Annotated in this window: 32 protein-coding genes and 3 pseudogenes; 5 read left to right on the top strand and 30 right to left on the bottom strand. The window is 54.0% G+C overall.

Annotated features, from left to right (window positions below; all coding sequences use genetic code 11):
* The 12 genes and pseudogenes from ACVBEF_RS01210 to ACVBEF_RS01155 all read right to left on the bottom strand — a co-directional run bounded on the left by ACVBEF_RS01210 (position 1) and on the right by ACVBEF_RS01155 (position 10,013).
* The gene (locus ACVBEF_RS01210) at positions 1-2,664 is read right to left on the bottom strand and encodes a phage tail tape measure protein (RefSeq protein ID WP_447122125.1); all 2,664 of its coding nucleotides are present in this window, start codon (positions 2,662-2,664) and stop codon (positions 1-3) included.
* Between the two features lie 2 nt (positions 2,665-2,666).
* A complete protein-coding gene (locus ACVBEF_RS01205) occupies positions 2,667-2,780 on the bottom strand; it encodes a GpE family phage tail protein (protein ID WP_447122124.1) in 114 nt (37 codons plus the stop codon).
* 8 nt (positions 2,781-2,788) lie between these two features.
* On the bottom strand, positions 2,789-3,118 hold the full coding sequence (locus tag ACVBEF_RS01200) for a phage tail assembly protein (RefSeq protein ID WP_447122123.1): 330 nt from the start codon (positions 3,116-3,118) through the stop codon (positions 2,789-2,791).
* Between the two features lie 42 nt (positions 3,119-3,160).
* On the bottom strand, positions 3,161-3,670 hold the full coding sequence (locus tag ACVBEF_RS01195) for a phage major tail tube protein (protein ID WP_447122122.1): 510 nt from the start codon (positions 3,668-3,670) through the stop codon (positions 3,161-3,163).
* A gap of 27 nt (positions 3,671-3,697) precedes the next feature.
* Positions 3,698-4,870: pseudogene (locus tag ACVBEF_RS01190) on the bottom strand (phage tail sheath protein).
* Between the two features lie 27 nt (positions 4,871-4,897).
* The gene (locus ACVBEF_RS01185) at positions 4,898-5,410 is read right to left on the bottom strand and encodes a tail fiber assembly protein (protein ID WP_447122121.1); all 513 of its coding nucleotides are present in this window, start codon (positions 5,408-5,410) and stop codon (positions 4,898-4,900) included.
* Positions 5,410-7,212: a hypothetical protein gene (locus tag ACVBEF_RS01180; protein WP_447122120.1), complete on the bottom strand. Its 1,803-nt coding sequence runs from the start codon at positions 7,210-7,212 to the stop codon at positions 5,410-5,412. The genes ACVBEF_RS01185 and ACVBEF_RS01180 overlap by 1 nt, the downstream gene beginning before the upstream one ends.
* A 6-nt stretch (positions 7,213-7,218) precedes the next feature.
* Positions 7,219-7,773 (bottom strand): phage tail protein I, encoded by a 555-nt coding sequence (locus tag ACVBEF_RS01175; protein ID WP_447122119.1) that lies wholly within the window; start codon positions 7,771-7,773, stop codon positions 7,219-7,221.
* Complete coding sequence (locus ACVBEF_RS01170; protein WP_447122118.1) at positions 7,766-8,653, bottom strand: baseplate assembly protein; 888 nt, start codon at positions 8,651-8,653, stop codon at positions 7,766-7,768. Before ACVBEF_RS01170 ends, ACVBEF_RS01175 begins: the two co-directional genes overlap by 8 nt.
* Positions 8,650-8,994 carry a GPW/gp25 family protein gene (locus tag ACVBEF_RS01165; protein ID WP_447122117.1) on the bottom strand — a complete coding sequence of 115 codons (345 nt, stop codon included), beginning with the start codon at positions 8,992-8,994 and terminating at the stop codon, positions 8,650-8,652. The genes ACVBEF_RS01170 and ACVBEF_RS01165 overlap by 4 nt, the downstream gene beginning before the upstream one ends.
* A complete protein-coding gene (locus ACVBEF_RS01160; protein WP_447122116.1) occupies positions 8,991-9,647 on the bottom strand; it encodes a phage baseplate assembly protein V in 657 nt (218 codons plus the stop codon). Before ACVBEF_RS01160 ends, ACVBEF_RS01165 begins: the two co-directional genes overlap by 4 nt.
* Positions 9,648-9,776: 129 nt before the next feature.
* Positions 9,777-10,013: a hypothetical protein gene (locus ACVBEF_RS01155; protein ID WP_447122115.1), complete on the bottom strand. Its 237-nt coding sequence runs from the start codon at positions 10,011-10,013 to the stop codon at positions 9,777-9,779.
* A 391-nt stretch (positions 10,014-10,404) separates the two neighbouring features.
* Here ACVBEF_RS01155 and ACVBEF_RS01150 point away from each other — a divergent pair, with 391 nt between their 5' ends.
* Both ACVBEF_RS01150 and ACVBEF_RS01145 read left to right on the top strand, forming a co-directional pair.
* Positions 10,405-10,716, top strand: coding sequence for a helix-turn-helix domain-containing protein (locus ACVBEF_RS01150; protein WP_447122114.1), 312 nt, complete (start codon positions 10,405-10,407; stop codon positions 10,714-10,716).
* 10 nt (positions 10,717-10,726) lie between these two features.
* The gene (locus tag ACVBEF_RS01145) at positions 10,727-10,999 is read left to right on the top strand and encodes an addiction module antidote protein (protein WP_447122113.1); all 273 of its coding nucleotides are present in this window, start codon (positions 10,727-10,729) and stop codon (positions 10,997-10,999) included.
* Positions 11,000-11,041: 42 nt separating this feature from the next.
* On the opposite strand, the pseudogene ACVBEF_RS01140 reads toward ACVBEF_RS01145, so the two are convergent.
* From ACVBEF_RS01140 to ACVBEF_RS01070, 15 genes and pseudogenes are all read right to left on the bottom strand, one after another.
* Positions 11,042-11,317, bottom strand: a pseudogene (locus tag ACVBEF_RS01140) (type II toxin-antitoxin system HicB family antitoxin); the annotation flags it as partial.
* A gap of 41 nt (positions 11,318-11,358) precedes the next feature.
* On the bottom strand, positions 11,359-11,694 hold the full coding sequence (locus ACVBEF_RS01135) for a type II toxin-antitoxin system HicB family antitoxin (protein WP_447122112.1): 336 nt from the start codon (positions 11,692-11,694) through the stop codon (positions 11,359-11,361).
* Complete coding sequence (locus ACVBEF_RS01130) at positions 11,691-11,945, bottom strand: type II toxin-antitoxin system HicA family toxin (protein ID WP_447122111.1); 255 nt, start codon at positions 11,943-11,945, stop codon at positions 11,691-11,693. Before ACVBEF_RS01130 ends, ACVBEF_RS01135 begins: the two co-directional genes overlap by 4 nt.
* A gap of 75 nt (positions 11,946-12,020) precedes the next feature.
* Positions 12,021-12,487 (bottom strand): annotated as a pseudogene (locus ACVBEF_RS01125) (phage virion morphogenesis protein).
* Positions 12,484-12,975: a phage tail protein gene (locus ACVBEF_RS01120; protein WP_447122110.1), complete on the bottom strand. Its 492-nt coding sequence runs from the start codon at positions 12,973-12,975 to the stop codon at positions 12,484-12,486. The pseudogene ACVBEF_RS01125 and the gene ACVBEF_RS01120 overlap by 4 nt, the downstream one beginning before the upstream one ends.
* Positions 12,953-13,180, bottom strand: a complete 228-nt coding sequence (gene lysC, locus ACVBEF_RS01115; RefSeq protein WP_447122109.1) for an Rz1-like lysis system protein LysC — start codon at positions 13,178-13,180, stop codon at positions 12,953-12,955. The genes ACVBEF_RS01120 and lysC overlap by 23 nt, the downstream gene beginning before the upstream one ends.
* Positions 13,074-13,484, bottom strand: a complete 411-nt coding sequence (gene lysB, locus ACVBEF_RS01110; protein ID WP_447122108.1) for an Rz-like lysis system protein LysB — start codon at positions 13,482-13,484, stop codon at positions 13,074-13,076. Before lysB ends, lysC begins: the two co-directional genes overlap by 107 nt.
* Entirely contained in the window at positions 13,481-13,936 is a 456-nt protein-coding gene (locus ACVBEF_RS01105; RefSeq protein ID WP_447122107.1) for a D-Ala-D-Ala carboxypeptidase family metallohydrolase, read from the bottom strand. Before ACVBEF_RS01105 ends, lysB begins: the two co-directional genes overlap by 4 nt.
* A complete protein-coding gene (locus tag ACVBEF_RS01100; RefSeq protein ID WP_447122106.1) occupies positions 13,933-14,214 on the bottom strand; it encodes a phage holin family protein in 282 nt (93 codons plus the stop codon). Before ACVBEF_RS01100 ends, ACVBEF_RS01105 begins: the two co-directional genes overlap by 4 nt.
* On the bottom strand, positions 14,207-14,563 hold the full coding sequence (locus tag ACVBEF_RS01095) for a putative holin (RefSeq protein WP_447122105.1): 357 nt from the start codon (positions 14,561-14,563) through the stop codon (positions 14,207-14,209). The genes ACVBEF_RS01100 and ACVBEF_RS01095 overlap by 8 nt, the downstream gene beginning before the upstream one ends.
* A 29-nt stretch (positions 14,564-14,592) precedes the next feature.
* On the bottom strand, positions 14,593-14,802 hold the full coding sequence (locus ACVBEF_RS01090; RefSeq protein WP_447122104.1) for a tail protein X: 210 nt from the start codon (positions 14,800-14,802) through the stop codon (positions 14,593-14,595).
* Between the two features lie 2 nt (positions 14,803-14,804).
* Positions 14,805-15,290: a head completion/stabilization protein gene (locus tag ACVBEF_RS01085; RefSeq protein WP_447122103.1), complete on the bottom strand. Its 486-nt coding sequence runs from the start codon at positions 15,288-15,290 to the stop codon at positions 14,805-14,807.
* A gap of 106 nt (positions 15,291-15,396) precedes the next feature.
* On the bottom strand, positions 15,397-16,119 hold the full coding sequence (gene gpM / locus ACVBEF_RS01080) for a phage terminase small subunit (protein ID WP_447122102.1): 723 nt from the start codon (positions 16,117-16,119) through the stop codon (positions 15,397-15,399).
* 3 nt (positions 16,120-16,122) lie between these two features.
* A complete protein-coding gene (locus tag ACVBEF_RS01075; RefSeq protein ID WP_447122101.1) occupies positions 16,123-17,160 on the bottom strand; it encodes a phage major capsid protein, P2 family in 1,038 nt (345 codons plus the stop codon).
* Between the two features lie 61 nt (positions 17,161-17,221).
* A complete protein-coding gene (locus ACVBEF_RS01070; RefSeq protein ID WP_447122100.1) occupies positions 17,222-18,088 on the bottom strand; it encodes a GPO family capsid scaffolding protein in 867 nt (288 codons plus the stop codon).
* A gap of 142 nt (positions 18,089-18,230) precedes the next feature.
* On the opposite strand from ACVBEF_RS01070, the gene ACVBEF_RS01065 reads away from it, so the two are divergent.
* The 3 genes from ACVBEF_RS01065 to ACVBEF_RS01055 are packed head-to-tail and all read left to right on the top strand — an operon-like array spanning position 18,231 to position 21,297.
* A complete protein-coding gene (locus ACVBEF_RS01065; protein ID WP_447122099.1) occupies positions 18,231-20,027 on the top strand; it encodes a terminase ATPase subunit family protein in 1,797 nt (598 codons plus the stop codon).
* Positions 20,024-21,091, top strand: a complete 1,068-nt coding sequence (locus ACVBEF_RS01060; protein ID WP_447122098.1) for a phage portal protein — start codon at positions 20,024-20,026, stop codon at positions 21,089-21,091. Before ACVBEF_RS01065 ends, ACVBEF_RS01060 begins: the two co-directional genes overlap by 4 nt.
* Positions 21,088-21,297, top strand: a complete 210-nt coding sequence (locus tag ACVBEF_RS01055; protein WP_447122097.1) for a hypothetical protein — start codon at positions 21,088-21,090, stop codon at positions 21,295-21,297. Before ACVBEF_RS01060 ends, ACVBEF_RS01055 begins: the two co-directional genes overlap by 4 nt.
* A 573-nt stretch (positions 21,298-21,870) precedes the next feature.
* On the opposite strand, the gene ACVBEF_RS01050 is transcribed toward ACVBEF_RS01055, so the two are convergent.
* The 3 genes from ACVBEF_RS01050 to ACVBEF_RS01040 form a co-directional block, all read right to left on the bottom strand.
* Positions 21,871-23,379: an anti-phage dCTP deaminase gene (locus ACVBEF_RS01050; protein ID WP_447122096.1), complete on the bottom strand. Its 1,509-nt coding sequence runs from the start codon at positions 23,377-23,379 to the stop codon at positions 21,871-21,873.
* A 212-nt stretch (positions 23,380-23,591) separates the two neighbouring features.
* Positions 23,592-24,479, bottom strand: coding sequence for a nucleotidyl transferase AbiEii/AbiGii toxin family protein (locus tag ACVBEF_RS01045; protein ID WP_447122095.1), 888 nt, complete (start codon positions 24,477-24,479; stop codon positions 23,592-23,594).
* The gene (locus tag ACVBEF_RS01040) at positions 24,476-25,081 is read right to left on the bottom strand and encodes a type IV toxin-antitoxin system AbiEi family antitoxin domain-containing protein (protein WP_447122094.1); all 606 of its coding nucleotides are present in this window, start codon (positions 25,079-25,081) and stop codon (positions 24,476-24,478) included. Before ACVBEF_RS01040 ends, ACVBEF_RS01045 begins: the two co-directional genes overlap by 4 nt.
* Positions 25,082-25,451: the final 370 nt, after the last annotated feature.

The following is a 25,451-nucleotide window of genomic DNA, read 5'->3' as shown; positions in this document are numbered from 1 at the left end:
TTAATCATAGTCGTGCAGACTGGAACGCAGCCGCGCCGCCTTTTGTCGGTCGCGTTGATCAAGTGCTTTGGCAACCGCTTGCGCGATGGTATTTGCATCCATGCCGGGCGCGCTCTGAATCGTGATCTGGATAGTGTCCCCCTGAACGATTACACCGCTGCTTGCCGCACGCGCTGTCATCGGTGGCCGGGTATCGAAGGCCATTGCAGGCATGGCTGCTGCGCCGATGGCGATTCCTGCACCGAGTTGGCTTAAGCGTTTTGCCATACTGCTGACCTGCGCGATGGGCGCATCTTCGCTACGTTGCAGGCCGTTTGCCAGTCCTTGCATGGTGTAGTCGCCATAGCGCGCAAATAGACGGCTGGGGCTGTTGATTTCGGTTTGTTGGGTGAACACGCCCGAGACTTTATCGGCGACGGTTTTCATGGTGGAGACGACCCATTGGACGCCTCTTACAATGCCATCGACCAGACCGTGCATGATGTTGCTGCCAAAGTCGGTAAATTTGGCTGGCAGATCAACCCCGAACCAGTCCATGACTCCGGCAAAAGCACGATAGAACAATCCCAGCGGGGACCAGTTGAGAATCAATGCGCCAACGCTGAGAATGCCGTCGCTAAAGACGGTTTTTAGGTCAGCCCATACTCCACCGGCAAACGTACTGATACCGTCCCATGCACGATTAAAGGAGGCTGTCACGCCATCCCATAGCGCACTAAAAAAGGCCTTGATCGGCGTCCAATATCGATAGATTAAAAAGACTGCTGTTGCGATGGCGGTGATGGTCAGCCCAATCGGATGCATGAGCAAGGCGCGTCCGGCGATCAGTAACATGCGCCCCAGCCAGACCACTGCACTGCCTATGCCACGCAGAATGGGTATTAACAGACCGCCTTTGATCGCAATGATTCCGAACGCCATCTTGAGAGCGGCAATTGGCACAACGATGGTCGCCAGCGCCAGCGTTAATGTCCCCATCACGGCCAGCAATGCACCAACGCCCAGCGCAACCTTCAACACGGTCGCGCTCAGCTCTGGATTGTTTTGCATCCACATGCTGACCGCGCCGAGGACGTCGGTGATGCGAGTGGTCAGTGTGCGTAACGGTTTGTTGAGAGAATCGTTGAGAGTGAGGCCAACGTCTTGCCATGCAGATTTCAATTTCAGCATATCGCCTAACAGATTGTCGTCCATGATCCTGGCAGTCTTGTCGGCGATACCTTGGGAGTTTTTGATGATGGCGACGTATTGTTCGATCCCTTCGACGCCTTGTGTTTCGATGAGCTGGGCCATCCCGGCGGCGGGTTCTTCACCGAAGATTTTTTTGATGAAGTCCAGACGTTCACCGCTGCCGATGTTGTTGGTGGCGACGGCGACATCGCGCAAGATACCGGGGATATCGCGCACGTCCCCTTTTAGGTCACGTGAGGCGATGCCTAATTCGTTGAGCGCTTTGGCGGCCTTGCCGGTGGGCGCCGCCAGTCGTAGCGTCATCGAGCGCAAGGTGGTTCCGGCCTGACTGCTTTTGATCCCGGCATTGCCTAATAGTCCAGCCATGGCCGATGCTTGCTCCAGCGACATGCCAGCCGCTTTGGCAATCGGGCCGACATATTTCATGGTGTCGCCCAGCATTTCGAGATTGGTGTTGGCGGTGGTGAAGGTCATCGTCAATACATCACCGACGCGGCCCATCTGATCGGCCTCTAAGCCAAAGCTGGTCAGGATGTCGGACGAAATATCGGCGGTACGTGCAAGGTCAGTGCCGCCTGCTTTTGCCACCGATAGCATGGTCGGCATGGATTGCAAAATGGCTTCCGGTTTGAATCCCGCCATCGCCAGATAGCCTTGTCCTTGCGCGGCTTCGGTGGCGGTGAAACTGGTATTCGCTCCAAGGTCTCGCGCTTGTTGGCGTAGTTGTTTGAAGTCCGCTGACTCTTTATCCAGACGGCTTAATGCCTGCACACGCGACATTGCCGCATCGAAATCAACCCCGGGCATGAGGGTCTTTCTGGCTCCCATTAAGATGCCGCCGCCCAGCATACCGCTGGTTGCGCCGACGGTTGCGGCCTTGCCTGCGAAGTCACGGCTTTTGTCAAACTTGGCGCGTACCTTTGCCATGCGTTCTTGCTGACGGGCGACCGCGACTAATTGGTTTTTTTGTTGTTCCATTCTGGCCGTGGTGGCCGCGATGTCGGTGCGTAACTGGCGCTGATGTCGGGCGAAGTTGGCGCTGCTGTTCCCGGCGTTGGCGATGGCCCCGCGTAGTGCGCCGGTTTGAATCCCTGCCTTTGCCATCTCGTCACGCAGACCTTGCAATTTGATACGGTCGCTACTGAATTGCGCTTGCAGTTTCTTGGCTGCATTTTTTGCGCTCTCGAAATTTCTGGTCATTTCTTTGGTGGGATTGGCGGTTGCTTTAATCTCTTTAGCGAGGTCGTTCACCTTGGTTTGCGCAGCCTTTAATTTGTCCGAGGTGGTACTTAATCCGGCGTGTAGTTCCCGAAACTTTCCGGCGGCTCCTTGCTGCTTGTTGAGTTCTTTTAAACGGTCGCTGGTGGCCTTCAATGCTTGCGATGTAGGCGTGGCTGCACCGCGTATTTTTTTGAGCGGACCGGTGACCTTGTCCAGTGCTGTCATGATGACTTGTAGTCTCAGGTCTGCCATTCTTACTCCGTAGTGCTGCGCAGTCTGGCACGCTCGCGCCAGTCCATTAACTCACTTAAACCAAACTCTCCCATCGCCGCCGGGGCCCAATGAAACACCACGGCGATGTCGGCCATCGCGTTTTCTACGCGGTCGGGGAGACCATATTCCGATCCGCTTTCTTCGCTAAAAAATAGGCCACCTCGGCCCCGAGTGCCATCAGGTCGGCCAGATCGAGGTTGTTGACGTCTTGCGTGGTCAGGGTTGGCTGGGTGATGCGTGGCAGGACTTTTTGCAGGGCCATGACGTCGAGGTTAGCGACGTCCACTAGCGAGACGCCGCGTAGTTCTCCTGCCTTTGGTTTGCGTAGCTGGATCTCGGTGATAGTGGTGTCGCCGCGTAGGATCGGTTCGTCGAGAATGACGGTAACGTGGTCGTTGGGTTGGATTGCCGGGATGTTTTTTGCGGTTGTCATGTTGTGCGCCTTGTTGGGTGAATGATGTGATTGTTGTGTGGGTTATAAACCGATAGCTTTACGCAGGCTGTCGTTGATGCTGACACCGCTAACCTTCTCGATACCGTTCATGAAGTCGAGTTCGATCAGTTCGGTATTGTCGATCGTGAGTTTGTAATAACTGCATACGGTGGTGAATTTGTGGCTGGTGTCGTCGCCGGACTTGGCTGAGCCCATATCGATCTCTTTGTGGCGACCGCGCACCACCACTTCGACCGCCGAGACTTCGCCGGTGTCGTCGTTTTGGAAACCTCCGGCGAAGCGTAATTGCACGGCGTTGTGCGACTTGGCGGCGTATTGCGCAATGGCTTCTTTGATCAGGCCGCCAGCGGTCCATTCGAGTGAGATAGCTTCGTTGCCCATATCGACCATGACCGGGCCGCTCATACCACCGGCGCGATATTCTTCCATCTTGCGGCTCAATTTTGGCAGGGTGAGTTCTGGCACTAAACCCATGTAGGACGCGCCATCGTTGAATAAATTAAAGTCTTTTAGTTTGCGGGGCAGGCCCATATTTTTCTCCTGAATTGCGCTGTGAATTTAAGCTGTAATACGGCTGGCAAAGTCAGCCAGATAGCGGTCGGTAATGCGTTGCTGGAAGACCAGATTTTCTAGCGGCGGGACCGGCGTGTAGTCGTAATCAATCGCCAGTTTTCCCGACTTCAGGGTCTCTTTGCTGTTGAACGCTTCGTCATACCAGGCACTGCCGTCGATGATGTAACCCTGCGCTTTGAGGTCGCGGAATTTTGCATTGATGCTTTCGATTAAGTCTTTGACCAGCGACGGATGCAGCGGTTTATCGACATACGTAAAATGCGCCTCGGCGATGGTGTCGGCCAGCACTTGCGCGGTGCGGGTGTAGTTTTCAAAGAAGAAGAATTCCGGGACTTCGCAGGTGCGCGATCCCCAGAAGCGGAAGCCGCCGTTGTTGATCAGCGTCGTGACTTCTTTGCCATTCAAATATCCGGCGTCGGTGGCCGGGTCTTGCAAGTCCCAGAACACGTCGCTGGAAATCCCGGTGGGGCCATTGACCGGCATGTTCGATAAGGTTTTATGCCAACCGATTTCTTGATCGATCTTGGCGCGCAGGCCGAGTGCGTAGGCGACAGCGGAGATACTGACTTCGGCGTCGGTTGCCGTATCCCAGCTCACAAAATCCGGCTAGATCAGCATCAGCTCACGCTGGCCGAAATCCTTGCGATACGCGACAGCGTCTTCTTTAGTCAGACAGCCGTGGGCCGAGGCGTAGACAAAGGCGCGTAGTTGCTGGGCTACGCTTACCAGCGCATTGGTGACCGCTTTGGTATCGAGTCCGGGCGCGCCGAGGATGCGCGGCTTGATGCCTAGCTTACTTTGCGCCGCTAGCAAGGCTTTGATACCAGTGTATTTGCCGCTGGCAGTGACCGTGCCGATGACGTTGGTGGTGGTGTCGGCTTCGCTCTCGCCTTCCGCTACACGCACCACTATCGTGAACGGTTTGGTTTGCGCGCCGATGGCTTCAAGCGTGCGACGCAGCGTGCCCTTTTTACCCGCTTTGCCGAGTGCGGCGATCACGTTGGTGAGTAGCACCGGCGTATCTAACGGAAACGTGATCGGATCGGCGTCGTCGGCTGTGGCAACCAAGCCGATGACAGCGGTGCTAATGGTGCGTATGGGGCGCGTGCCGTTGTTGATTTCAAGCACGCGCACGCCGTGGTGGTAATCGTCTGCCATGTTGACTCCTGTGAATGTGATGGTGAATTAAGGGATGCTTGTTTCGGGGCTGACAGGCCAGGTCAGGCGATGCGGATAGTCGGGTTGTTCGGTCAGGCGGTTGAGACTGACGCGGTATTTTTTCCAAGCGCTGAGTAAGGCAAGATCGGCGTCGGTGGCGTCATCGATATCGACGCGATCTTGATATTTGGTGACCGCGATATTGGCGTGGTACAGACCAAGCGCGATGCGCTCTTTGGCTACAGCACATAACTCGGCCTCGCTCGGAAAATAGTCCGACACAGGGCCCCAGCGGCCTGCGTTGCATTCGGCGTAAATGGCGCGTCCGTGCGCTTCGACGTCATCGGGCGTGGCGAGAAATGACCAGTAGGTTTGATTCGCGTTGAATTTAACTTCGCACTGAATCCCGTTAGCTTGGCGTAGCAAATAGCGCACGTCCGAATAGGCAAAATTCACCAAGGGGATCACTGGCGCAGAGCTTAGTGGCGGGACTATCTTTGGTGCTGCATTTTTAGGAATAGATTTTTTTAGCGTTGCCATCATCCGACCCTTTGCCATAAAGTTGTACGTGTACCTGGATTGCCGTCGCCGCCGGAGCCATAGTCATAGGTCCAGCCACGTATTTGCCAGGTACCGCCAACCTCCGATGAATTGTGATTTTTGTTGAGGCGGTACGAGCCGATGCTGCCGTCCTGTAAGCCCGGTCCTGCAAGTTGATGGGCGTAACTGGCTGTACCACCATCGGCAGGCGCGGAGCCTGCTTGATTGGCGTAGCCGACCCGCAAATTGCCGACCATAGATAACCGCGCCCGCGCCGCACCATCACTGCCCCAGACGTAAAGCGTCTGTCCACCGGGGTCTGACCAATCGAATTGCATGTGATCGGCTCCGTTGATAACCGTTTGCGCAACTCCCGCGTTGGTGGCATTGGTTGCCTTGGCTGCGCTGTCGGCATAGCTGACGTGAAAGCTTTTAGGGTTATACAAGGCACTAGCGGCGGGGTCGTCGTTGCCGCCGTACACCCATGTCGGTTGGCCGTCACGTCCACTCCAATCCAAGCGGATACCGGCACTGCCACTGATTTTGTCGGCAGGATCAAAATTGCCAGCGTGATACATCTTTTGCCACGCACCCCACGCCTCACCTGCACCGTTGCGATAGTAAAGATTGCCGTTGATCGTAAACCCGAGTTGATGCGCCGGACCGCCGGAGAAATCTGAGCCGTTGCCGAATTGTCGAAAGGTGATGATGCCGTGTGTGTCGCCGCCGTCGGACAAGGCACTGGTTGTATTATTTTTGAAATCAAAATAGATCCCGGCGGCGCGGTCTTTGGGAATGTCATTGTTCTCACGCATGTCCGACACAGCAACGCCATTAATGCCCGTTACTGCTGCCTGTGCTGGCGTGTAGCCGAGCGTATCTTGCTTGCTGGCAGGATCGAAGGTGGCACTATCCCATGCAAGTTTCCATACGCGGTTTTTGAATGGCGGTGTTTGACCGAGAAAGCCGGTGCGCTCCCAGGTTCTTTGTCCGATACCGTCGTCGCTGTAGACCTGACGCACAAAAGACCTGCCCACGACCGTCATCAACGTGCCGTAGCCATTGCAGCCCGTTGGCAAATGCGTGTGGTCAAGATTGCCGCGGTCGTTGGCAACGGAAACTTCGCGCACGCCCGTATCGAGCAGCGTGTCGCAATCGGTGTCGCTGTTAGTGTAGGGGTCGAGCATGCGGAAATACAGGGCGTTGCCACGCGCGGATGTCAGGTATTGGGTGTGCGGATCATCTTCGTTTTTATGCGCGGCAATACTGTGCGCCAGCGCTGGCGTCAGTCCGGCTGGGGTGACGGCGCGGGTGGGATCTGTGCCGGCCACGGTTTCTTCAAACGTCGCCAGTTCGACCACACCCTGACGTTCGATAGTCGCCGGTGGATTGGTAAAGTTAGCATTGCCAAACGTCAGACTGGCGACATCGAGCGTGGTCAATATCGTGTCCGCTGACAACAGCAGCATCGATTGCCCAGATTTCTCCAAAATAGCTTCCGGCTGACTATAGATGCCAAGTAACACGCCGTTGCTGAGCCAGTAACCGATACCGCGCACGGTGTAGGTATCCGTGCCATCGTCGCGGATAGTGACGTGGATGGTGTCGGCGGCCACGACTTCGCCAGAGAGAGTATTGATGCGTTTGAATTCGCCGGGTAAGTCGGTCATATCGGCGTTGGCCGTAAAGACGGCAGCGGTCAGGCCGATCTCGCTGATGGTCAATGGCGCTGTGCCGTTGTGTTCGGCATTGATGAGTGCGGCACGGCCTGCGTTGGTAGTGATGATCTGGAATCCGGGCATAGTTAATCAGGCTTCGGTAAGGTTGAGACGGGCGGCAATCACCGGGCGCATGGCGCTCACCACGGCGATTGCGGCGTTGGTGTGGAGGCCTTGTATGAACGTGAAATGGCTGCGGATCGGCTTGGTGCGCCGGACCTCGGCAATCACGTCGTCAACAAAGGCGGCGGTGGCTGTTTTGCCGCCTGCGCCAGTTAAGGTCATCAGCAGATCGAACGTATGCGGCGCGCCCATCGGGGTCTTCTGCCACCACTCCTGCAACAGGATCGCGCCACCGAAAGTGGCGACGACGTCTCTGACCGATTTGGCAGTGCCTTTTTTGCGATGGATGGCGATGGCGCTACGCACCCGGGCGCGGCGGACTTCTTCGCTCCAGTACGGTTTCCAGCTATCGATGGCGAGTTGCCATGCCAGCCACGGCAATACATTGATCGGGCAAGTGTCGGGGTGATAAAGCTGACGCAACGGCACCGGCACGTCCGAGATCCGCGCCGTAGTGGCTTCGAGGGCGCGTTCCTGCGGCGTGGTGTTGGGCGGCAACAGCGACTTGATCGGCTTATGCATCCACGCCCCCATTCTCAATAGCAATACCGTCGCAGTACGCCGCTTGATGCGCGGACATGCTCAGGTCGGCAACCGGATAGATCAGGTTGACGCGCTCTACGCCGTCAACGTGTAGCGCCGCGTATATCCCCGACAAGGTTGGCCCCCGCCCTATCCGGTGCGCGTCGGTGACGTAATGTTGAAGGCGCTTTTGCGCTTCGAGGATGACCACCGTTGCGTCCGGGCCGGGGAAGGTAAAGAGTTTGGCGACGACCTGATAGGGAATGATTTCAGCGGCCTGGACTTGTACGTAATCAGTCAGAGGTCGGACGTTATCGGCTCCCAGACGGGCGGCCACGATGGCGATTAATTCATCGGAGGCGATGCCGTATTCTTCTCGCGAAAGTAGCGTGATGACGACCACGCCGGGCGACGGACTGGTGGCCGAGGCGTCCAGCACGCGAGCGTCAGCACCCAGCGCATGAAAGATATACGCGCCTTCAGGACCAGCCACCGAAAAGCCGTGCGGGGCAAGTTGAATACGCTTACGGAAATCGAGATCAGATTCCATCACGGCTTGCGTACCTTTGTCCGGATCGGCAGGCGTGACTTGCAAACGCGGTACGTCCATCAATGCGCCGAGATGATCGAGATCGTCATCCATTGCATAGGCCAGCATGACGGCGCGTGCGCCTTCGTTGACGGTTTGGCGCACGAGTAATTCGCGGTAGGCGGTGACCTGCAAAATCTTCATCGCCGGGTCGGATTCCAGCAAACCGTCGAAGGCCGGATCGCGGGCGATCAGGTCGGCTAATTGCGCGGCCAGTATCGTCTCGAAGTCGAGCGCTTCAATAATATTAGGGACAGGCAGACGTGACAGATCAATGGCAGAGGTACTCATGCGTTACCTCCCTGCCCGACTGGTACGGCAATTTGTACGCTTTGTTCGTCAGCGATCCCATCCAGAATCAGTGTCGCTTTGCCGTATTGATCGCGCTCCAGTTGCAAGCCGGTCAGTGCAATACGCGGCTCCCACAATCGTACTGCGTGAACGGTCGCGGCATAGATGCGCAAGATGGTTGCGCCGTGTAAGGGCTGATCGATTAGCTCCGGCACTTCGGAACCATAGCTACGGCGCATCAGACGCGAACCGATAGGCGTAGTCAGAATGTCGGCCAGCGACTGGCGAATATGCGCAAGGCCGGACAAGGCGCGTCCGTTGCTGCGGTGCATGCCGGTCATTGCGGACCACCGGTATTATCGCCGCCGCGTTCGATGCCGCCATGCGTGTGGCCGGTCAGGCTGATGCCACGGGCGACGATATCGCCGCTGGCGTTGAGCTGGCCTTTGATGACCGCTGCTGTGCCGCCATCGGCTCCGGCAGACACGGCCATGCCAGCATTGAGCGAACTCAAGCCGTTGACGATCAGATTTTTTTCTACGGTCAGGTTGCCAGTGCAGATCGTGTCTTCTGCATTGGAAGTCACGCAGCCGGGAAGCACGGTTACGCTAGTGCCGTCTGGTAGTGTCGCGGTCAATGCGTGGGTGGCGCTGTCGTATTGCACGATAGCGCCATCGGAATAGCGCGTGGTGTGGTGCGCCGGATTAGTCGACGGTGGGGCGAATTGATCGCTATACACAGCGGACAAAATCACGCCATTCTCGAAGTCACCTTCAGGAGAAAGCAGGATAATTTGTTCGCCCAACGACGGCGGCCACCATGTTTGTGCAGTACCGGCGCGGGCTGTGATCCAAGGTCGCCAGTTAGTCAGATTGTTGCCCACCCGGACCCGCACGCGTTGCGTATCATGATCGATCTCGGCAATGGTGCCGAGGCGGATCAGGTTCAGGATTAAGCGGAATAATTCGGAGATATCGGCAGTCATGCGATGCATGTTGCCGGGTTGCCGATGTCAGCGCATTAAGCGCAGGGTTGATAAATGGCTTAGCGACTCTGTGGCTTGACCACCGTGCTCGTGCGCGTGAGAAAGTACGCGCAGAGTTGGTGAATGCGAATGGCTATTTTACGGCGAGAAAACCATTTTCTCCCGAATCACTCCCATCATCACGGCAAAAGCTTGTCTTGAAACGGTGACATCATGCTCAACGTCCTGCGTCAGATCCTCCAGCAATTGAAGCATGCAGCGCGCCTCATACAATGGATAGTTTTCTTCGGCTTCGACGGATTTTGGGGCTTGCTTTGGTGGGGGATTGTGTTCGGGTGCGGCAGATATGTGGGGATGTGAAGCGGCTTTAGTCATCATAGATTCCTGGTGGGTTTAATTAAAACCCGCCCCTGCCAGAGGGCGGCCAGGTACTTAAACACCGCCATTAGTCGGCTCGCAGATTTCCCCTTGCAGGTCTTGTATAGCTGCGCATTACCCGGCCATGATTAAACTATGGACGTAAAAAAAGCACGACTGTCGAGTCGGGCGTACCGCTAATGGAGGCGTGTTTAGCACCGATGGCGATATTAGCATAAATTTCGACTACCTCACATTAGCAACATTCTTGTTATTACTATCGTTGTTGTCGGTGAGGATGGGGTTGAGACTGGAGGATTTTTTTGATGCTAATGTGCAACTATTGCACGATTATTCTAAATATCGCATAGTTCTAACTATGCAGACTTAAAGAAATCAAGAGGTCAAAATGACTACCTACGCACACAAAGTACAGCACATTACCCCTGAAGGACGCAGTGTGTTTCATGATCTGTTTCCCGAAGACGAGGCAGCAGAATGTGAAATTCGCTCCGTTTTATTGATGGGGCTCAGTAGCTGGTTGCGCGACTGCGGCATGACCCAAAACGCAGCAGCCAAGGTGCTTGGCATTACACAGGCGCGTGTTTCTGAAATCAAGAATGGCAAGATTAATCAGTTCAGTCTTGACCTGCTAGTCAGGTTGGCCTCGCGTGCAGGACTTCATCCTCAGATGCGGTTGACGATGGCAGAGGCTGCTTAGGAGGGGGGTGATGAAACTGACGGATTCTGCCCAACACCTGCAAACACAAGAGGATGTGGTGGCTTATCTCAATGCTTGTCTGGAAAAAGGCGATCCCGCATTAGTGACTAAAGCGCTAGCCGATATCATCTATGCCCGTGCGATGACACAACTAGCCCGTGACACCGGATTGGAAATAAACAGTTTATGCAAAGCGTTGTCTGGTGAAGACAATCCTGAATTGGACACTATCTTGAAAGTCGTCAAAGCGCTGGGCTTGAAGTTACATGCCTGTGCGGTATAGGTCTGCGATAAACCGGGGTGTGGTGTCGAGGCGTCGCGCTCATACTTGCTGCGTTAATATTTCATTGAGTAATAAGACTTTTTTCCAAGCGCTCAGTGGCAGATCAATTAAATACTCTCCCTTTTTTGCCTTAGACGGCAGTGGCACTTGACGCTTATCTTCGAAGTAAAAATCCATCGCACTGCGTAAGACATCAGCAGCCATTTCAAGTGCTTCGGCCTCAGTGTCGCCTTGTGTAATCGCCTCTGGAATATCGCGGAAGGTGACGACAAAGCCACCTTCTTCACTATCTGGGGTAAGGGTTGCAGGATATTTCATCTGAGTTCCTTGTTGTTGCTTGTAGGTTACCTACACGTTGATTAAGCGTACGCAGCGTGCGCCAAGGCTTCGCTAGCCCATTGATTTAAACTTTTACCGGATGCCTGTGCTGCGATGGTCGCCGCAGCATGTACTTCGGGCGGTACGCGTAGCATGAGTTTGCCCGATGCTGGTTTTTCGGGAGATCGGCCAGTGGCTTTGCAATCGGCTAAATAATGATCGACGGCCTGATGAAAGTCGGCAGTCAAATCGGCCACGGTTTCGGCGTGAAAGCTGATGCTGTCAGTGATGCCGAGAACGCGCCCGACAAAAATATTGTCGCGTGGATCGAACTCAATACGGGCGGTATAGCCGGTATAAATCATGGTGTTGTTCATGGTGTAATTCCTTGTGAAGTAAGCAACTCACGGAGTTCTTCAACTTGATAACGCTTCGCCTCTTTACCGGGGTGAGGACGGTGCGGATAAAGGCGCTTGCCGTTTAATTCAAACACAACGCGTGACCCCTCGCTTTCGCGTACTTCGCCACCGACCGCAATCATTAATGCTTCCATATCAGCAAACACAATGCCGGGTAAGGTTGGTTTGGTGAATACAGCCTGTAACGTTTTTTGGTGTTTTGCTTTCATGCGTTAAATGATAGCACATTGTGATATCAAATTGTAGTTGAAAATACTGGGCTTGAAGTGACATACCAGCGCGGGTCAGGCCTGCGTTAAATACCGCAACAGCGCATCCCGAATCAGCTCCCGATCCAACGCACTAAACCCTAGCAGTCCCGGGCTGGATACTGATATTCCGGCCCTTTCTTCGACACCCGGTCGCTCAATCCCTCCTGATGCACCCGCGCAATCCGCGCCACTCTTCCAAAAAATCCGACCGATAGTTGATTGGCGTCCGGCCTGATCTTCAGGTTGGCCGCTGTGCGTAGTTTGCTGAACATGGCAGCTTTTTGGCGTTTGATACGGCCTTGTTTGCCGCGCATTTTTTTGCGCTGTTTGCGTGCCGCGTAAGCGTTGCCGTCCGGGTCGCGCTGACTGGCGATCCGTTGCGTTTGACTACGGCGCAGGTCTTGCGCGACTTTACGATTGACGCCTAGCCGTTGGGATGGCGTGAGTTTGGCGAGTAGCGCACCTGCCCATTCTTCTAGCGAAGATAAATCATCACTCATGCTGATGCCGCACCGGGTGTGGCCCATTCGGCGAGGAGGTTGTCGCCGTCGTACAGGCTCCAGAACGGATCGGCATAGTCTGGCGTTGGCTGCGGCTCGGGGGGACTTTTGATATGCAGACGGCCTTGTTCGGCTTGGGTGACGATGATGCGTTCGGTGAGATCGATGATCAGCGAGAGATCAGTGCTTTCGTGATTATTAAAATCGACTTCGAAGCGTATGCCGGTTTTGCGTAACTCAGGGTTGGTGAGCAAATCGCTTTGATGGACTGCGATCCAAGCCAGTAGCGTGACCATCAGGGCGTTTTGGTCGGCGCTGTAATCGGTGATGATGATGTTGAGTTTGTAGCGGTATTCAAACGAGAGCGAGCCTGTACCGCTAGCTACGATCTGGCCTTCGTCGACGAAGACATGGAGCTTGTCGGGGTTCTGTGTCAGGTCGGGATTGGCTGCGGCGAGGTGCACTCTAAGGCTGTCGGGTTTTTTCATAATCAGCCTCTTGTTGGCAGGTGTGGATCATGTCGATTTGCGCGGCGCACTCGGCCCATGCGGCTTCGGTGCGTTCCAACATCAGGTTGAGCGCGCCGTTAGTTGTCGGCGCGCTTGCTGGCAGGATGCAGGGCGTCACTGGCGGACAGGCGTTGACGATAAGCCTCTGCGCCGGTGGTGGCGGGACGTTGGCGCAGCCGGGCAATAGCGTCAGGCAGAGCAGACTCGGCCCAATGACGGATAGCGATATTTTCATGGTGGAGTGTTTTGATTTGTTGTTCGCGTTGGGAGAGCGTGGCGGTGATGCTGGCGCGTTGGGCTTGCAAGGTGCCCAGCGCCTTTCTGTTTTTAGCGTCTGATTCTTTCAGCGTGTGGATGATGCTTGCGCTTTCGACAGACTGTTTTTCGGCGCGATCTGCGCGTTCTTTTGCTGCGATCAGGTGGGTGTTTTGCAGGTAGAGCGTGGCGCCCAGGATGCCGATGATTAGTGTCGATATTGGAGTGATCATTTCCATAGCCCGATGCGTGTGCCTTTGCCGTCTATCGTCAACACTTGACGGCGCGGTTTGACGCCTTCAACGGCGATACCAAGATGGACCCACTCTACGGCCCCTGCCCTTTCATAAATCAATTGATCGAATTGCAGATAAGACTTTTCCAGCTTTTGACAGATCGCCAGCGGTGTGCCAAACGCGGGGGCGATAAAGTCGTTGGCGAGGCCGTGCAGATGGGCGCTATTGGCGGCACCGCCAACGGCCCGGTTGAGGGCTGGACAGCGATAGCCGCTGGATATTGTCATGGCGGCCCCGCCGAGTTCGAGCCGGACCATTTCGTCAAAACGGGCCAGTCGGCGCAGGTTGGCGACGATACTTGGACTGGCAAGATTGACGATGCCGAGGATGCGGGCGGTGTCGCTGTGGGTGAATTCTTCCAGCGTGAAATGTGCTGTGAGTGCGGTCATCGGTTGCCTCTCAACATGTTTGCGACGTTGCCTTGGGCACGCTGGACTAACGCGCAAAGCGTGATTGCCAGACCGCTGTCTCCTACCGAAATCGGGCCTGACCCCAGCAGAATTTCTAAGGTGCGCGTGCCTGTGAAAACGATCAGCAACCACGCGACAACCGATATCTGGATGCGGTAATTGGCGATACCGCGCCGGTAGCACAACAGTTGCAAACAAGTGGCGGCATAGCCGAGCAACGCGATGACGGTGAGGAGTTGGGTGAGCGTATTAGTCATCGCGCCCTCCCTTGCGTAGCCAGTCGGGTAGCCGGATGGTTTTGATCAGATCGATCCCGTGCAGCGTCAGCGCAATCACGCCTGCGGAGGCGATGAAGGCGGCCACGCCGGATTGTTTGAGCGGGGTGTTCTGGATGACATCGGGCGCGGCCAGATAGCCGATGGCCAGCGAGATGACCATGTAGGCCAGCCGTTGTAACAGCGGCAGACTTTTACTGGAAATGGCGACTAACGCGGCTCCGGCGAAGGCACCGATCAGGGCGTTGCCGTCGATGCCGGGAAACAGCGATGAGACGCCGATGCCTGTTGCGGCAGTGAGTAGGACGGTGGCGGTGCTGGGTTCGGTCATGGAGTTCTCGCGGTGAGTGGAGGACGTGTTTAGTCCCAGAGGTTGACGGTCTCGATGGTATTGGCGGGCGACGCGGACGGGTCTGGCAAGGTCACCAGCAGACCGTGTGGAATAAAAGGCCCGAGGTCGGCTAGTCCGGGGTTGCGTTCTAGCGCTGCTTCGACGACGTTGGCGGTCGTGCCGAGGTGTCGCCAGCAGAGCAGGTCTAGCGTGTCGTATTGTCGGGCGCGCACGATCATCTTTAGATCAACTCAACGGTTAAGTGCTGGCGTTGCAGAATGTCGGCAATGGCCCAGTGCGCATTACGGCGTTGTTCGCCGGGGGCGTGGTCGAGATAGTCGATGGCTTTTTTGTCGGTGGCTGATGAGGCGGTGCTGTCGTAGTCGCGGTACTTTTCTAGCAGGTCGGCTTTGGCGGTGCTGTAGACGGCGCGGCGGTAGTGGATGACTAGCTTGCTTTCGCGGTTGATCTTTTTGGCGGGGACGGCTTCGAGTGTGATGTAACCGTTGGCTAGCTGTTGGTCTTGCCATTGGTCGAGTTCTTGATTGACGTGGAGGATCGCGTCAGTGACCGCTTGTATAAGACGCGGGTTGGTCACTGTGCCGTCTAGCCGCATGGCGTCGCGCATGTGGCTTAACGCTATATCCGGGAACCAGCCGTCGTTTTCGACGATGGTGGTGTCATTTTCTTGTGGCGCTGAAACGGGGGCTACGGCCATAAAGCTCATGGTGATCTCTTTCAAAAAACGGCGGTGGGCGGGCGTTATACGGGGTGGTTGCTTTTGTGCATTCGCACCGTCATCGACCCGCGCCGCCGTGCGCCAGGGGGTGCTCTTATGGTGCGTCTTGTGGCGCTTTTTTTAAGCGTCGCTCAAGGCGTTCTATGTCTTTTTTTACGCCGATACCTTCAAATAGATGGAGGGCGCGTTTCAGGTTGGTGTTGGCGGCGGTGGCGATGGGCAGGCTCGTTGTGGTGAAGTCTGCTTTTTCATCCTCGCCGTTGGCAACTGCTAGTAGCGCGTAGCCGAGGGCTTTGTGCAGCTTGGCGCGAGCCTGATCCGGGACGTCGCTGTGGTGGGTGAGTTCGCCGATGGCGCCGAGGATCATGACGGCGTGTTTGGGGTCGTCGGCGAGCGTGCCGGTGAGGTAGGCTCCGGCAAATTCATCGAGCAACATGGTCGGAATATCACGGCTGTATTGGTCGGGTAAGGTCATCTTGTGGGCGACCGCGTAACGGGCAATTTCCAGAGCGCGTGCATAGGCACCGACGTCGATGCTCCAAACCAGAATGGTGGTCAGTACGTCGTCCTGAGCGCCGTTGCCAGCGGCTAGCACGCCATCGATCCATGTCTGATATTCCGGCAGCAACTTGGCTTTGAGCGCGATCTTGGCTTTGATCGATTGGATCGCTTTGAGCGTGCGCCGATGCTCGGCTAGCTGGTATAGCTGCAACTCATATTGCGAGCCGGAGGTGCGCAGGCCGGGCGCGGCATTGGCGGCTGCTTGCTCGGCCAGAATGCGCGCCTGATGGCGCAGGGCTGGGGAGAGATGGCGCATTGCTTAGTCCTTGATGGCCAGCACGTCTGGGACGAGTTCGATGTTTTCCAACAAGGCACCGAGGCCGAAGTCTTCGACGACGTAGGCGTCGTTAGAGGATTCGTAATTTTCGATACGGTCGCGCTTGGCTTCGTCGACGACGCGGCGGCGGCGAGCGCCTTCTTGCCAGTAGATCGAGAGATTGTCTAAACGCGTGATCAGGATGGCGTTGTCGGGAAAATAGGGAACGCTGATGGCAGGCAGACTGCCGATGCGTTTCTGGCTGATGACGATGTCGGCGGCGAGGGTTTCGGTCGGGGCTTGTTTGGTGTTGACGAGGGGGAAGTATTTGTCGTGCAGCAGAGCGCGGCCCACGATGGCGACTAGTCCGCTGTCTTTTTGAAACCACGGGTCGAGCAGGTTGATGGCGTCATACACGGCGGCGTCCAGATTGGCGTAATCGCCCTGGATGTCGGTATTGTTGCCGATGAGGAGTTTGCCGTTGGTTTTGCCTTGCTGCATGACGCGCTGTGGGGCTTGTTTGCGATAGTGGGCGAGCCAGCCGAGGTTGACGTCTTCTAGCAAAGGATGGGCGGCGATATCGGTGTCGGCGGCAATGCTGGTGCCGTGAAAGCCGATGAGCATTCGATCGAGTGACTGGCGTTTCAGTATGGTGTTGGCGATACGTTTTTGGAAGTCGGGGAACTTGGCCCATGCGTCTAGCGTTTGGTATCTGATGTGGGTGTCGAAATTGGTTTTTTCGCAGCGGTAGCGCTGGCTGTCGAGGATGGCCATGTCGCGGGTTTTGCGCTCTGCTTTGTCGGTGTTGGTGCGTCCGGCAATCGGGCCGGTGATGCCGAGGCCGAGCTTTTCGCCCTCTAGTTCTGTGACGCCGATGATGTTGATCTTGCTGAGAAATTCGCTCGACTCTTGCATCTTGGTTTCTAGCTTTTGCTGAATGCCAGGATCGACTGCAAAGGTTTGTGCGACGCTGCCGGTGTCGTTGAGTTGGGCTAAGCGCTGGACGTATTGGTCGAAGACGATGCGGGTTTCTTTTTTCATTTGATGTGCTTCCGATGTGGGCAATGCTGTGTGAAGGGCGGGAGTTCGTGGCCGTTTCCGTTTAATAGTCAGTTTGTTGCGTGCCGTTGCCGCCGGTTGCGGGTGGGCGTACCGATAGGTCACGGTCCTGTTTATCCATCTGTTCTTTGAAGGCGGCAAAGGCGTCGTTGGATTGCTGCAAAGCGGCTTCTAGTTTTTCGATACGGTTTTGGGTAGCTGCAAATTGGTCTGCATTGTTACTGACGTGGATGGCTAGCGTGGCAACTGCTTCGGTAATGTCGGCGTAGTGCACCGCGTCTTGGGATTCTTTTTTACTGAAGCGTTTGATGATGCTTTTAATGGTGTCGGAAAAGGTATTTCCTTCAGGTTCGACAGGTTCAAATTCGAGCATGGTTTCGACCGCGACCGAGAACAGGTTATCGGGGGCTTGTTTGCGATTGGCAAAGGGGCTGGCGTGCGGATGTTGGGCTGCAAACGATAAAATTTCAGTGCCGAGACTAGCGGGGCTATCGGTTACGGCGAGGCCGACTAAATAGGCTTCGTCGGTGTCGGCAAATTTTGGGTTGATTTCGATGCTGGTGTAGATTTTTTGACGGGCTTTGTTCATCGCGATCAGTTCTGGCGTGGGCGAGACTTGGGCGAATAAGGCGAGCTTTTTGTTGCCGCCGATGACGATTTCTTCGGCCTTGACGGCGAGCACATCGCCGTAGGCTTTAAACGGGCCGTCTGCCAATGTGCTGCGAAAGTGTTCGAGCCAGACCCGCGCACCGTAGAGTTGTGGGTCGAAACGGGCAGCCATTTGTTCGATGAAGGCGCGGTCGATGACGCGGCCATCGGTGGTTGCGCCTTCGAGTGCGACGCGGAAGAATTTGGAGGTTTGTTTAGTTTGTTTAGTTTGCTTAGTTTCTTGTAGGGGCATGCTGGACATGGTTGGCCTTGTGGTCGGTGGATTGGGTCATGTCTTCATAGTCAACGTTGACACGCACCGATTCAACCGGCAGAGGGTTGATAAACAGCTTTCTGCCCCTCTGCCCTCCCCGCTACGCGCGCGTGACGCATACGCTGGCGGCATGCCTGAAACTGCCCTCCTCCCACTTGCCAAAGATCATCCAACGGATCAAACCGCTGACCCGCGCCGTGTCGCTAAATTTTTGTATTGGCAAGGTTGGCGGATTTCTTCTGTTGCCAACTATCTGAAATTGAAGCGCTCGACCGTGGAAAGCTGGAAGCAGCGCGACGGCTGGGACACCGCGCCGGTGCTGGAAAAGGTCGAGGCGGCGCTGGATGCGCGGCTGGTGCAATTGATCGGCAAAGACCTTAAAACCGGTGGCGATTTTAAAGAGATCGATTTGCTGATGCGGCAAGTGGTACAGACCGCCCGCGTGCGCCGCTATGAAGCGCCGGGCGGGAATGAGGTCGATCTGAATCCGAAACTGGCTAACCGGAATGCGGGACCGAAGAAGAAACCGTCACGCAATGAATTCAGTGATGCGCAGCGCGTGCAATTGCTGGAGGCGTTTCAGGATTCTTTGTTTGATTATCAGAAGGTCTGGCATCGGAATGGACATCAGCGCACACGGGTGATTTTGAAATCACGTCAGATTGGAGCGACCTGGTATTTTGCGCGGGAGGCGTTGGCGGATGCGATTGAGACAGGGCGTAATCAGATTTTTTTATCGGCCTCAAAAGCACAGGCGCATGTGTTTAAGCAATACATCATCCAGTTTGCGCGGGAGGCGGCGAATGTCGAATTAACTGGCGATCCGATTATCTTGCCGAATGGTGCACACCTGTATTTCTTGGGCACGAATGCGCGCACGGCGCAGGGGTATCACGGTAATTTTTATTTTGATGAATTTTTCTGGACGCATAACTTCGCGGAGTTGAACAAGGTGGCGTCCGGCATGGCGCTACATAAGCAGTGGCGTAAGACCTACTTTTCTACACCTTCGTCGATTACGCATCAGGCGTACCCCTTTTGGACTGGCGACGCGTTCAATAAACGGCGGGCTAAAGCGGATCAATTAAACATTGATGTCAGCCACCAGCGTCTTTCGTCAGGCTTCACCGGCGAGGACAAAATCTGGCGGCAAATTGTGACGATTCTGGACGCCGAGCGCGGTGGCTGCAATCTGTTTGATATCGACGAATTGCGCAATTTTGAGTACAGCCCGGATCAGTTCGACAACCTCTTAATGTGCAATTTCATCGACGACACGCAGTCAGTGTTTCCGTTGATGGAGTTGCAGCGTTGCATGGTGGACGCGTGGGTAGACTGGCCGGATTTCAAGGTATTTGCTACGCGCCCGTTCGGACATCGAGCGGTCTGGATCGGTTACGACCCTTCGCTCAGTGGCGACAGCGCTGGCTGCGTGGTGCTGGCTCCGCCGCTGGTGGCCTGTGGCAAGTTTCGGATTCTGGAACGCTTTCAGTGGCGCGGTATGGATTTTGAAGCGCAGGCCGAGGCGATCCGGGCGATGACACTGCGCTACAACGTCGCATACATCGGCATCGATACCACCGGGATGGGGATCGGCGTGTTTCCGCTGGTGCGGCAATTCTTTCCGGCAGCGACACCGATTATGTACTCGCCCGAGGTCAAGACCCGGATGGTACTCAAAGCTAAAAACATCATCAGTAAAGCCCGACTCGAATTCGACGCCGGATCGACCGATATCGCGCAGGCGTTTATGGCGATTCGCAAAACCTTAACCGCCAGTGGCCGGCAAGTGACTTACGACGCTGGCCGTAACGATGAGACCGGACATGCGGATCTGGCGTGGGCTTGCATGCACGCGCTCGATCATGAGCCGATTGAAGGCGCTAACCACAACAACCAATCATTTATGGAGATATACACATCATGAGTAGAAAGCAGCAACGCGGGGCGAGGTCTGGTGCGGCGACGTTCTCGGCGGGGACTACGGTAGCAGCGACCGATAACGGGTCCGGCTTTGAGGCATTCACCTTTGGCGACCCGACTCCGGTGCTGGATCATGCCGAGATACTGGACAGTCTGGAATGTTGGTCGAACGGGCGCTGGTATGAGCCGCCGGTGAATTATGCGGGGTTGTCGAAATCGTTCAATTCCAGTGTTCACCATAGCAGCGCGATCTATTTCAAGGCGAATATCCTGACCTCGACGCTAGTGCCGACGCCGCTGTTGTCTCGCGATGCGTTCAAGCGGTTTACGCTGGATTTTTTGACGTTTGGAAATGCGTACCTGGAGAGGCGTATCAGTCGCACTGGCAAGTTGTTGCCGCTGGTGCATGCGCTGGCGAAGTACGTACGGCGTGGGCGCGATTTGGAGAAATACTATTTTGTACCGGGCTGGCAGGAAGAATACGTCTTCCAGACCGGCGCGGTATTGCATCTGATGGACCCGGATGTGAATCAGGAAGTCTACGGCGTGCCGCAATATCTGAGCGCGCTACAGTCAGCCTGGCTGAATGAGGCGGCGACCTTGTTCCGGCGCAAGTATTACAAGAACGGCTCACACGCTGGCTTCATCTTTTACATGACCGACGCCGCCGCCAATACCGCCGACGTCGATAACCTGCGCCAAGCCATGCGCGAGAGCAAAGGGCCGGGCAATTTCCGTAACCTGTTTATGTATGCGCCGAATGGCAAGAAAGATGGAATTCAGATTCTGCCGGTCTCGGATGTCGCGGCCAAGGATGAATTCTTCAACATCAAAGGCGTGACGCGAGACGACGTACTGGCCGCACACCGCGTGCCGCCGCAGCTACTCGGCATCATGCCCAACAATACCGGCGGCTTTGGGGCGGTTGAACCTGCGGCGCGGGTGTTCGCCCGGAACGAGTTGGTCCCGTTGCAAGCGCAATTTCTGGCGATTAATGACTGGCTGGGTGAAGAGGTCATCCAGTTTAACGACTATGTCTTAGCCGCCGGTAGCGAGGTGGCAAAATGAGCGACGACGCTGACCGCGCAGACCTGCGCATTGCCGCCATGATTCAGTCCGGCTTAAATCAGGCACGCCGTGCACTTGGACTGCATAGCGACGGGCGTTGCCATTTTTGTGAGGAATCGGTCCCGAATGGGCTGTTGTTCTGTAATACGGATTGCCGGGATGACTACCAGAAGCATCAGGCCGCGCTACGGCGTGCCGGGCGTTAGCAAGGTTGCAGCCCTTGGGTAGCGCAAGATAAACCCACCACTCCCCGACTGACCGCCTTGTGCGGTCTTTTTAACGTCTGGACGATTGTTTCTTTTTGATAATATTTATATCAACCAGACCTGCCAGCGCGCAGTCATCCCCCCACCACGCCTGCGCGCTAGATTGAGGGGTTTTGACTCAGATTTTTGGGATTGATGCACTTAGGGGAAAGTTACAGCCTGAAGGCTAAAACTCATGTGCAAAAATGACGCAAAATAGCGCATCTACTGAGTGTTATTTAGGGAGTAGGGACGATGATGACTTCAGAGATGTATATAAAATAGAAAACGCCCGTAAAACGGGCGTTTTCTTACTCCGTCGTATATCGTTGAGAGAGTCAACCAATATGCTTGATAGAATCGAAAATATTTTCATACAGTTGCTCCGTATCTAATTTTTTACGTTCGCGACGAAAATGAGCGAAGTCAATAATTGATGCCGAATTAAAAGTTACTCGTTTATTTATTGCGACATGGGTTGACTTTCGTGTAACCGGCGCAGTTACACTTTCGGGAGCATTAGTAAATTCGAAGCTAAGCTGCTTCGGGGGGTAATGTATCGTCATTTTTATGTCCCTTTATGGGGAGCAAATTTTTCTGGCGTAAAGATTCTATTACTAGGCCTTCTAAAGCAGGAAGAGCTTCCATACTTTTTTCAAGTCTTGGAGATGCATCTTTTAGAGGTACGATTACCAGCTTACCATCTTTTTTACGTGAATTTTGAGGTACTTTAAATAAGGTTAAATATCGTGATGGAGCAACACCATCGTAAGCGAGGATACGCACTTTCTTCAAATCCGTCTCTTGCTCTGAAAGTGCATCCCCGTGTAGTTTGATGGCGAGGCTTTTTCGATAAGGTTCGATAAAATACACTTCTGTAATACCAGCTGCAACAATATGTCTTGCGCATGAATGACAAGGGTAAGTGGTTACAAAAATCTTGCCATTTTTCAGGCGCATTCCGGCCGTTTTCCCAGCGTTTAGAATTGCATGCATTTCCGCATGAATAGCCCGAGAAAACTCAATTAAGCCCTTTAGTTTACTGGCTCCTTTGAGTATTCCTTTTGCTTTTAGGCGATCATTTATGGGTATGACGTCGCTCAATGCATTTACCAGTTCTTGTGCTATACGGTCTTTCTCGTCATCGTTAAAACACTTGCCACCTTCCAGATTCCAACATCGTTGATCGATCTCGATATTGTTACCATAAAGTCCCCCGCCGAAAGTAGGAACGTCATTCCAGCCGGTGCTGAGAATATCGCCTTTCTCATCGGTTATCGTTGCACCTACTTGCCTAGATAGGCATGCTGAACTAGCGCTAGCCATTGCCGCTGAGTACATTGCAGTTTCTTCAGGCTGCGGAGTAATAACCTTCGTTCCAAGAATAAGATGAAGAAAGCGATCGACTCGTATATTTATTTCAGAGCTTGTGCCATCGTTCGTTCTTAAAAAGAAATCACAATTTGGAAACGTTTCACTGACGGTTTGTCCCCCCTCTATTTCTTCGCCGGAGTCGCGGTCAATCAGTGTGTATATTTCTGATGGTGTGAGATTTAGCTTTTTTAGATTCGCTTCACGAGATTGTAGTGGGGCGAATACCCCGATCACATAAAGCATATCCCGATATACCAGTCGAAGTAAGGCAAGCTCTTCTTTATTTTTTATTGAGTCAATAATATGTACGATACGTCGAGGTGCATATTTTTGGCTTTGTGTTTCTGTCTTGTGTCGTTCTCGATCCATACGAATATGGTTGACGGCAAGCTCTGCGAGGATACCGTTTCCGTATTTTTTTCGAAGATTATTGCCTGCACTAATCATAGCTTGGAAGCGATCGAAGCCTTCTTCCTGAGGAATAGTTGTCTCTACATCTGGAGCATGATCGAAAATAAACTGGCTGAGTCGAATATGACTGGATTCTGCTGTGTAGCCAAACGACTGACTCAGAATGTTTTTAATGACATCTCCGACACTATGTAGTGGTGAACCGATTGGGCCACACAATGCAATTACAAGCTCATCGGTATGAGTTGATGTAATCATTTCAGTAGTGCTTTGACCATTGAATAAGTCTATAACGGGCGCTTTCAATGCAGTAGTCTTCTTCGATGTATTTCCTGACATTGCTGACCCAGACTTAAAAATAGTGAAATCGAGCGATTGTTTAATGGATATCAGATATTAAGGTTAGCATAACGGTAAACCTAATATAGCATTGAGCACTGCAAAAAACAGGAGCAGACCACGTTTTTTACCTAATAGTTTTCAACTGGGCCAGTTGAAGTGATAATAGCCGCCGCCTGAATAATTACCGGCGCCAGTATCGTTCGCAATGCAGTGACCACGTCAAGTAGTGGCATAACGGCGAGTTGGTTGCGTTGCAGAAATGCCTGCCATATCGCTTGTCGTGAATGATCTGTAGCGAATTCATCTGTCAGACCAATTGGTATAGCGGCCGGGATCGACATTCCGCGCCGAGCGAAAGTCGCCGCGATGGCTTTGGCCAAAGTGTCGACATCGAGCGCTTCGCGATCGAGCAGTACCCAGATATCTAGGTAATCTTTCAACCGACTATTGGTCATGCCTAGCAGAGTAATGGCGTGAAGCTTTTCGGAGACTACGGTGTAGACAGGGTATGTTCGTAGTCGAGGCGCTGGCAGGTCTGCGATTAGCACCGGATAGACTGCATCAACCGGACCGGGCGTGACGGCATCCCCAAAGCCGATGTCAATCTGTGTTTTGCATCGTGCTTTAGAAATTTCGCCGGTAATTAATACCCGAGCGCCAGCGTAACCTGCCTCTTTACGAATTTCCTCCACGTTCAAAGTAACCGGATCGAAAGTAATGCCGTCGGCAACATCGATACTTGCGATGTCATGGAATGTCTGCGCGATCGACTCCAGGTCGCTAGCGCCGAAACCGAGGAGATCCACATCCCGCGTCGATCTGTGTGGCATGTCGTACCACAGGTTAAATAATAAGGCTCCCTTGAGTAGAAAGTGATCGGCGTGTTTAGACAGACTTATGCGATACAGGATTCTTTCCAGCGCGAAGCGTATCAAAATCTGGTTGAAGTCGACATTCTGAGCCTTGGCAATATTGAGTAGGCGTGCTCTGACCGACGCGGAGATATCTTTACTCATTCTATTGCCTCAAGGTAGGGCCGCATTACATTGGCGACCCGACAAATCTTGGCGAAGTGCCAGAGTTCATCTGCGCCGACCTTTTTTTGCGTTCGCGCATCCCTGAGTGCCTCTAAAGCCACGTCAAGTCCAATTTTGTTGCGGTGTTTGAAGCAATCGGCAATGGTTTTTGCCACGCAATAGACACGCAATTCGATCTGGTTTCGAACAAAAATCTCAATACCCTCGGTATGCGCTGGTCCGGTGAACTGGATCATCTTGATCGGCGGATAGTCGATCTTTGGTACATGGCTACCTCGCGGCATAGCGATCCAAATCTGGCGAGGCAACTGCGTGGTCAACTCGTGAAACTGAAGAGCTGTGAACAGGCAAAATACCGCCTTCGGAACTTTGGTGGCGATTATCGCCAGACTATCCTGTTCAGAGTCTTCACTGTTGGGCAAGCGATACAAACCACGACCTGCTTTCTCTAGTTGGCCTTTTGCTTTCATGCGCGTCAGGATAATGCGAGGAGCTCCGATAGCATCGAGATCGTTAGGTCGTAGCAATCCCTTTTGATGGATCAGGTTCAGTACGCGGCTGGTGTGAGTTTCAAGAGACATAGTCCGTTTAGTATGTTCCATTTTTTCGTTGATTACAAATAAATGACGAATAATAGGAACAAAAACTGTTTAATTGATTTTCTCTAAGTCATGTTTCTTGCTGGCGTCGGATCACTCAAGTCGTTGATTTCGTAGAGCTGATTGAGGAGGGGCGGTATAAATCGATATGAAAAAATTGCCCCGACGAAGTCGAAAAAAACCGCTCCGCAAAAATATATAAGCCTAAATATTTGCTGGGAGAGTGAAAAAACGAGATTGTTTATTTGCGGTGCGAAAATCAGCGGAAGAGTCACTGTGTATAGGGAAAACGAGATCAGCTTGGGAAGCTTTCGTTCTACCATTGAACTACACCCGCAAGGTATTGATTTTA

Source organism: Glaciimonas sp. GG7, from assembly GCF_052976905.1.
The sequence above is the reverse complement of the archived record's forward strand: the minus strand, read 5'-3'. Positions and strand labels throughout refer to the sequence as shown.

Coding starts and splice junctions, on each gene's coding strand:
- ACVBEF_RS01065 (WP_447122099.1), top strand. CDS start 18,231: ATGCCTGAAACTGCCCTCCTCCCACTTGCCAAAGATCATCCAACGGAT.
- ACVBEF_RS01045 (WP_447122095.1), bottom strand. CDS start 24,479: ATGAGTAAAGATATCTCCGCGTCGGTCAGAGCACGCCTACTCAATATT.
- ACVBEF_RS01050 (WP_447122096.1), bottom strand. CDS start 23,379: ATGATTACATCAACTCATACCGATGAGCTTGTAATTGCATTGTGTGGC.
- ACVBEF_RS01195 (WP_447122122.1), bottom strand. CDS start 3,670: ATGGGCCTGCCCCGCAAACTAAAAGACTTTAATTTATTCAACGATGGC.
- ACVBEF_RS01090 (WP_447122104.1), bottom strand. CDS start 14,802: ATGATCGTGCGCGCCCGACAATACGACACGCTAGACCTGCTCTGCTGG.
- ACVBEF_RS01040 (WP_447122094.1), bottom strand. CDS start 25,081: ATGTCTCTTGAAACTCACACCAGCCGCGTACTGAACCTGATCCATCAA.
- ACVBEF_RS01200 (WP_447122123.1), bottom strand. CDS start 3,118: ATGACAACCGCAAAAAACATCCCGGCAATCCAACCCAACGACCACGTT.
- ACVBEF_RS01150 (WP_447122114.1), top strand. CDS start 10,405: ATGACTACCTACGCACACAAAGTACAGCACATTACCCCTGAAGGACGC.
- ACVBEF_RS01175 (WP_447122119.1), bottom strand. CDS start 7,773: ATGCATAAGCCGATCAAGTCGCTGTTGCCGCCCAACACCACGCCGCAG.
- gpM (WP_447122102.1), bottom strand. CDS start 16,119: ATGCGCCATCTCTCCCCAGCCCTGCGCCATCAGGCGCGCATTCTGGCC.
- ACVBEF_RS01170 (WP_447122118.1), bottom strand. CDS start 8,653: ATGAGTACCTCTGCCATTGATCTGTCACGTCTGCCTGTCCCTAATATT.
- ACVBEF_RS01095 (WP_447122105.1), bottom strand. CDS start 14,563: ATGACCGAACCCAGCACCGCCACCGTCCTACTCACTGCCGCAACAGGC.
- ACVBEF_RS01180 (WP_447122120.1), bottom strand. CDS start 7,212: ATGCCCGGATTCCAGATCATCACTACCAACGCAGGCCGTGCCGCACTC.
- ACVBEF_RS01055 (WP_447122097.1), top strand. CDS start 21,088: ATGAGCGACGACGCTGACCGCGCAGACCTGCGCATTGCCGCCATGATT.
- ACVBEF_RS01075 (WP_447122101.1), bottom strand. CDS start 17,160: ATGAAAAAAGAAACCCGCATCGTCTTCGACCAATACGTCCAGCGCTTA.
- ACVBEF_RS01060 (WP_447122098.1), top strand. CDS start 20,024: ATGAGTAGAAAGCAGCAACGCGGGGCGAGGTCTGGTGCGGCGACGTTC.
- ACVBEF_RS01210 (WP_447122125.1), bottom strand. CDS start 2,664: ATGGCAGACCTGAGACTACAAGTCATCATGACAGCACTGGACAAGGTC.
- ACVBEF_RS01105 (WP_447122107.1), bottom strand. CDS start 13,936: ATGACCGCACTCACAGCACATTTCACGCTGGAAGAATTCACCCACAGC.
- ACVBEF_RS01085 (WP_447122103.1), bottom strand. CDS start 15,290: ATGAGCTTTATGGCCGTAGCCCCCGTTTCAGCGCCACAAGAAAATGAC.
- ACVBEF_RS01160 (WP_447122116.1), bottom strand. CDS start 9,647: ATGCATCGCATGACTGCCGATATCTCCGAATTATTCCGCTTAATCCTG.
- ACVBEF_RS01130 (WP_447122111.1), bottom strand. CDS start 11,945: ATGAAAGCAAAACACCAAAAAACGTTACAGGCTGTATTCACCAAACCA.
- ACVBEF_RS01155 (WP_447122115.1), bottom strand. CDS start 10,013: ATGACTAAAGCCGCTTCACATCCCCACATATCTGCCGCACCCGAACAC.
- lysB (WP_447122108.1), bottom strand. CDS start 13,484: ATGATCACTCCAATATCGACACTAATCATCGGCATCCTGGGCGCCACG.
- ACVBEF_RS01205 (WP_447122124.1), bottom strand. CDS start 2,780: ATGGCCGACATCGCCGTGGTGTTTCATTGGGCCCCGGCGGCGATGGGA.
- ACVBEF_RS01100 (WP_447122106.1), bottom strand. CDS start 14,214: ATGACTAATACGCTCACCCAACTCCTCACCGTCATCGCGTTGCTCGGC.
- ACVBEF_RS01165 (WP_447122117.1), bottom strand. CDS start 8,994: ATGACCGGCATGCACCGCAGCAACGGACGCGCCTTGTCCGGCCTTGCG.
- ACVBEF_RS01120 (WP_447122110.1), bottom strand. CDS start 12,975: ATGAAAAAACCCGACAGCCTTAGAGTGCACCTCGCCGCAGCCAATCCC.
- ACVBEF_RS01145 (WP_447122113.1), top strand. CDS start 10,727: ATGAAACTGACGGATTCTGCCCAACACCTGCAAACACAAGAGGATGTG.
- ACVBEF_RS01185 (WP_447122121.1), bottom strand. CDS start 5,410: ATGGCAACGCTAAAAAAATCTATTCCTAAAAATGCAGCACCAAAGATA.
- ACVBEF_RS01135 (WP_447122112.1), bottom strand. CDS start 11,694: ATGAACAACACCATGATTTATACCGGCTATACCGCCCGTATTGAGTTC.
- ACVBEF_RS01070 (WP_447122100.1), bottom strand. CDS start 18,088: ATGTCCAGCATGCCCCTACAAGAAACTAAGCAAACTAAACAAACTAAA.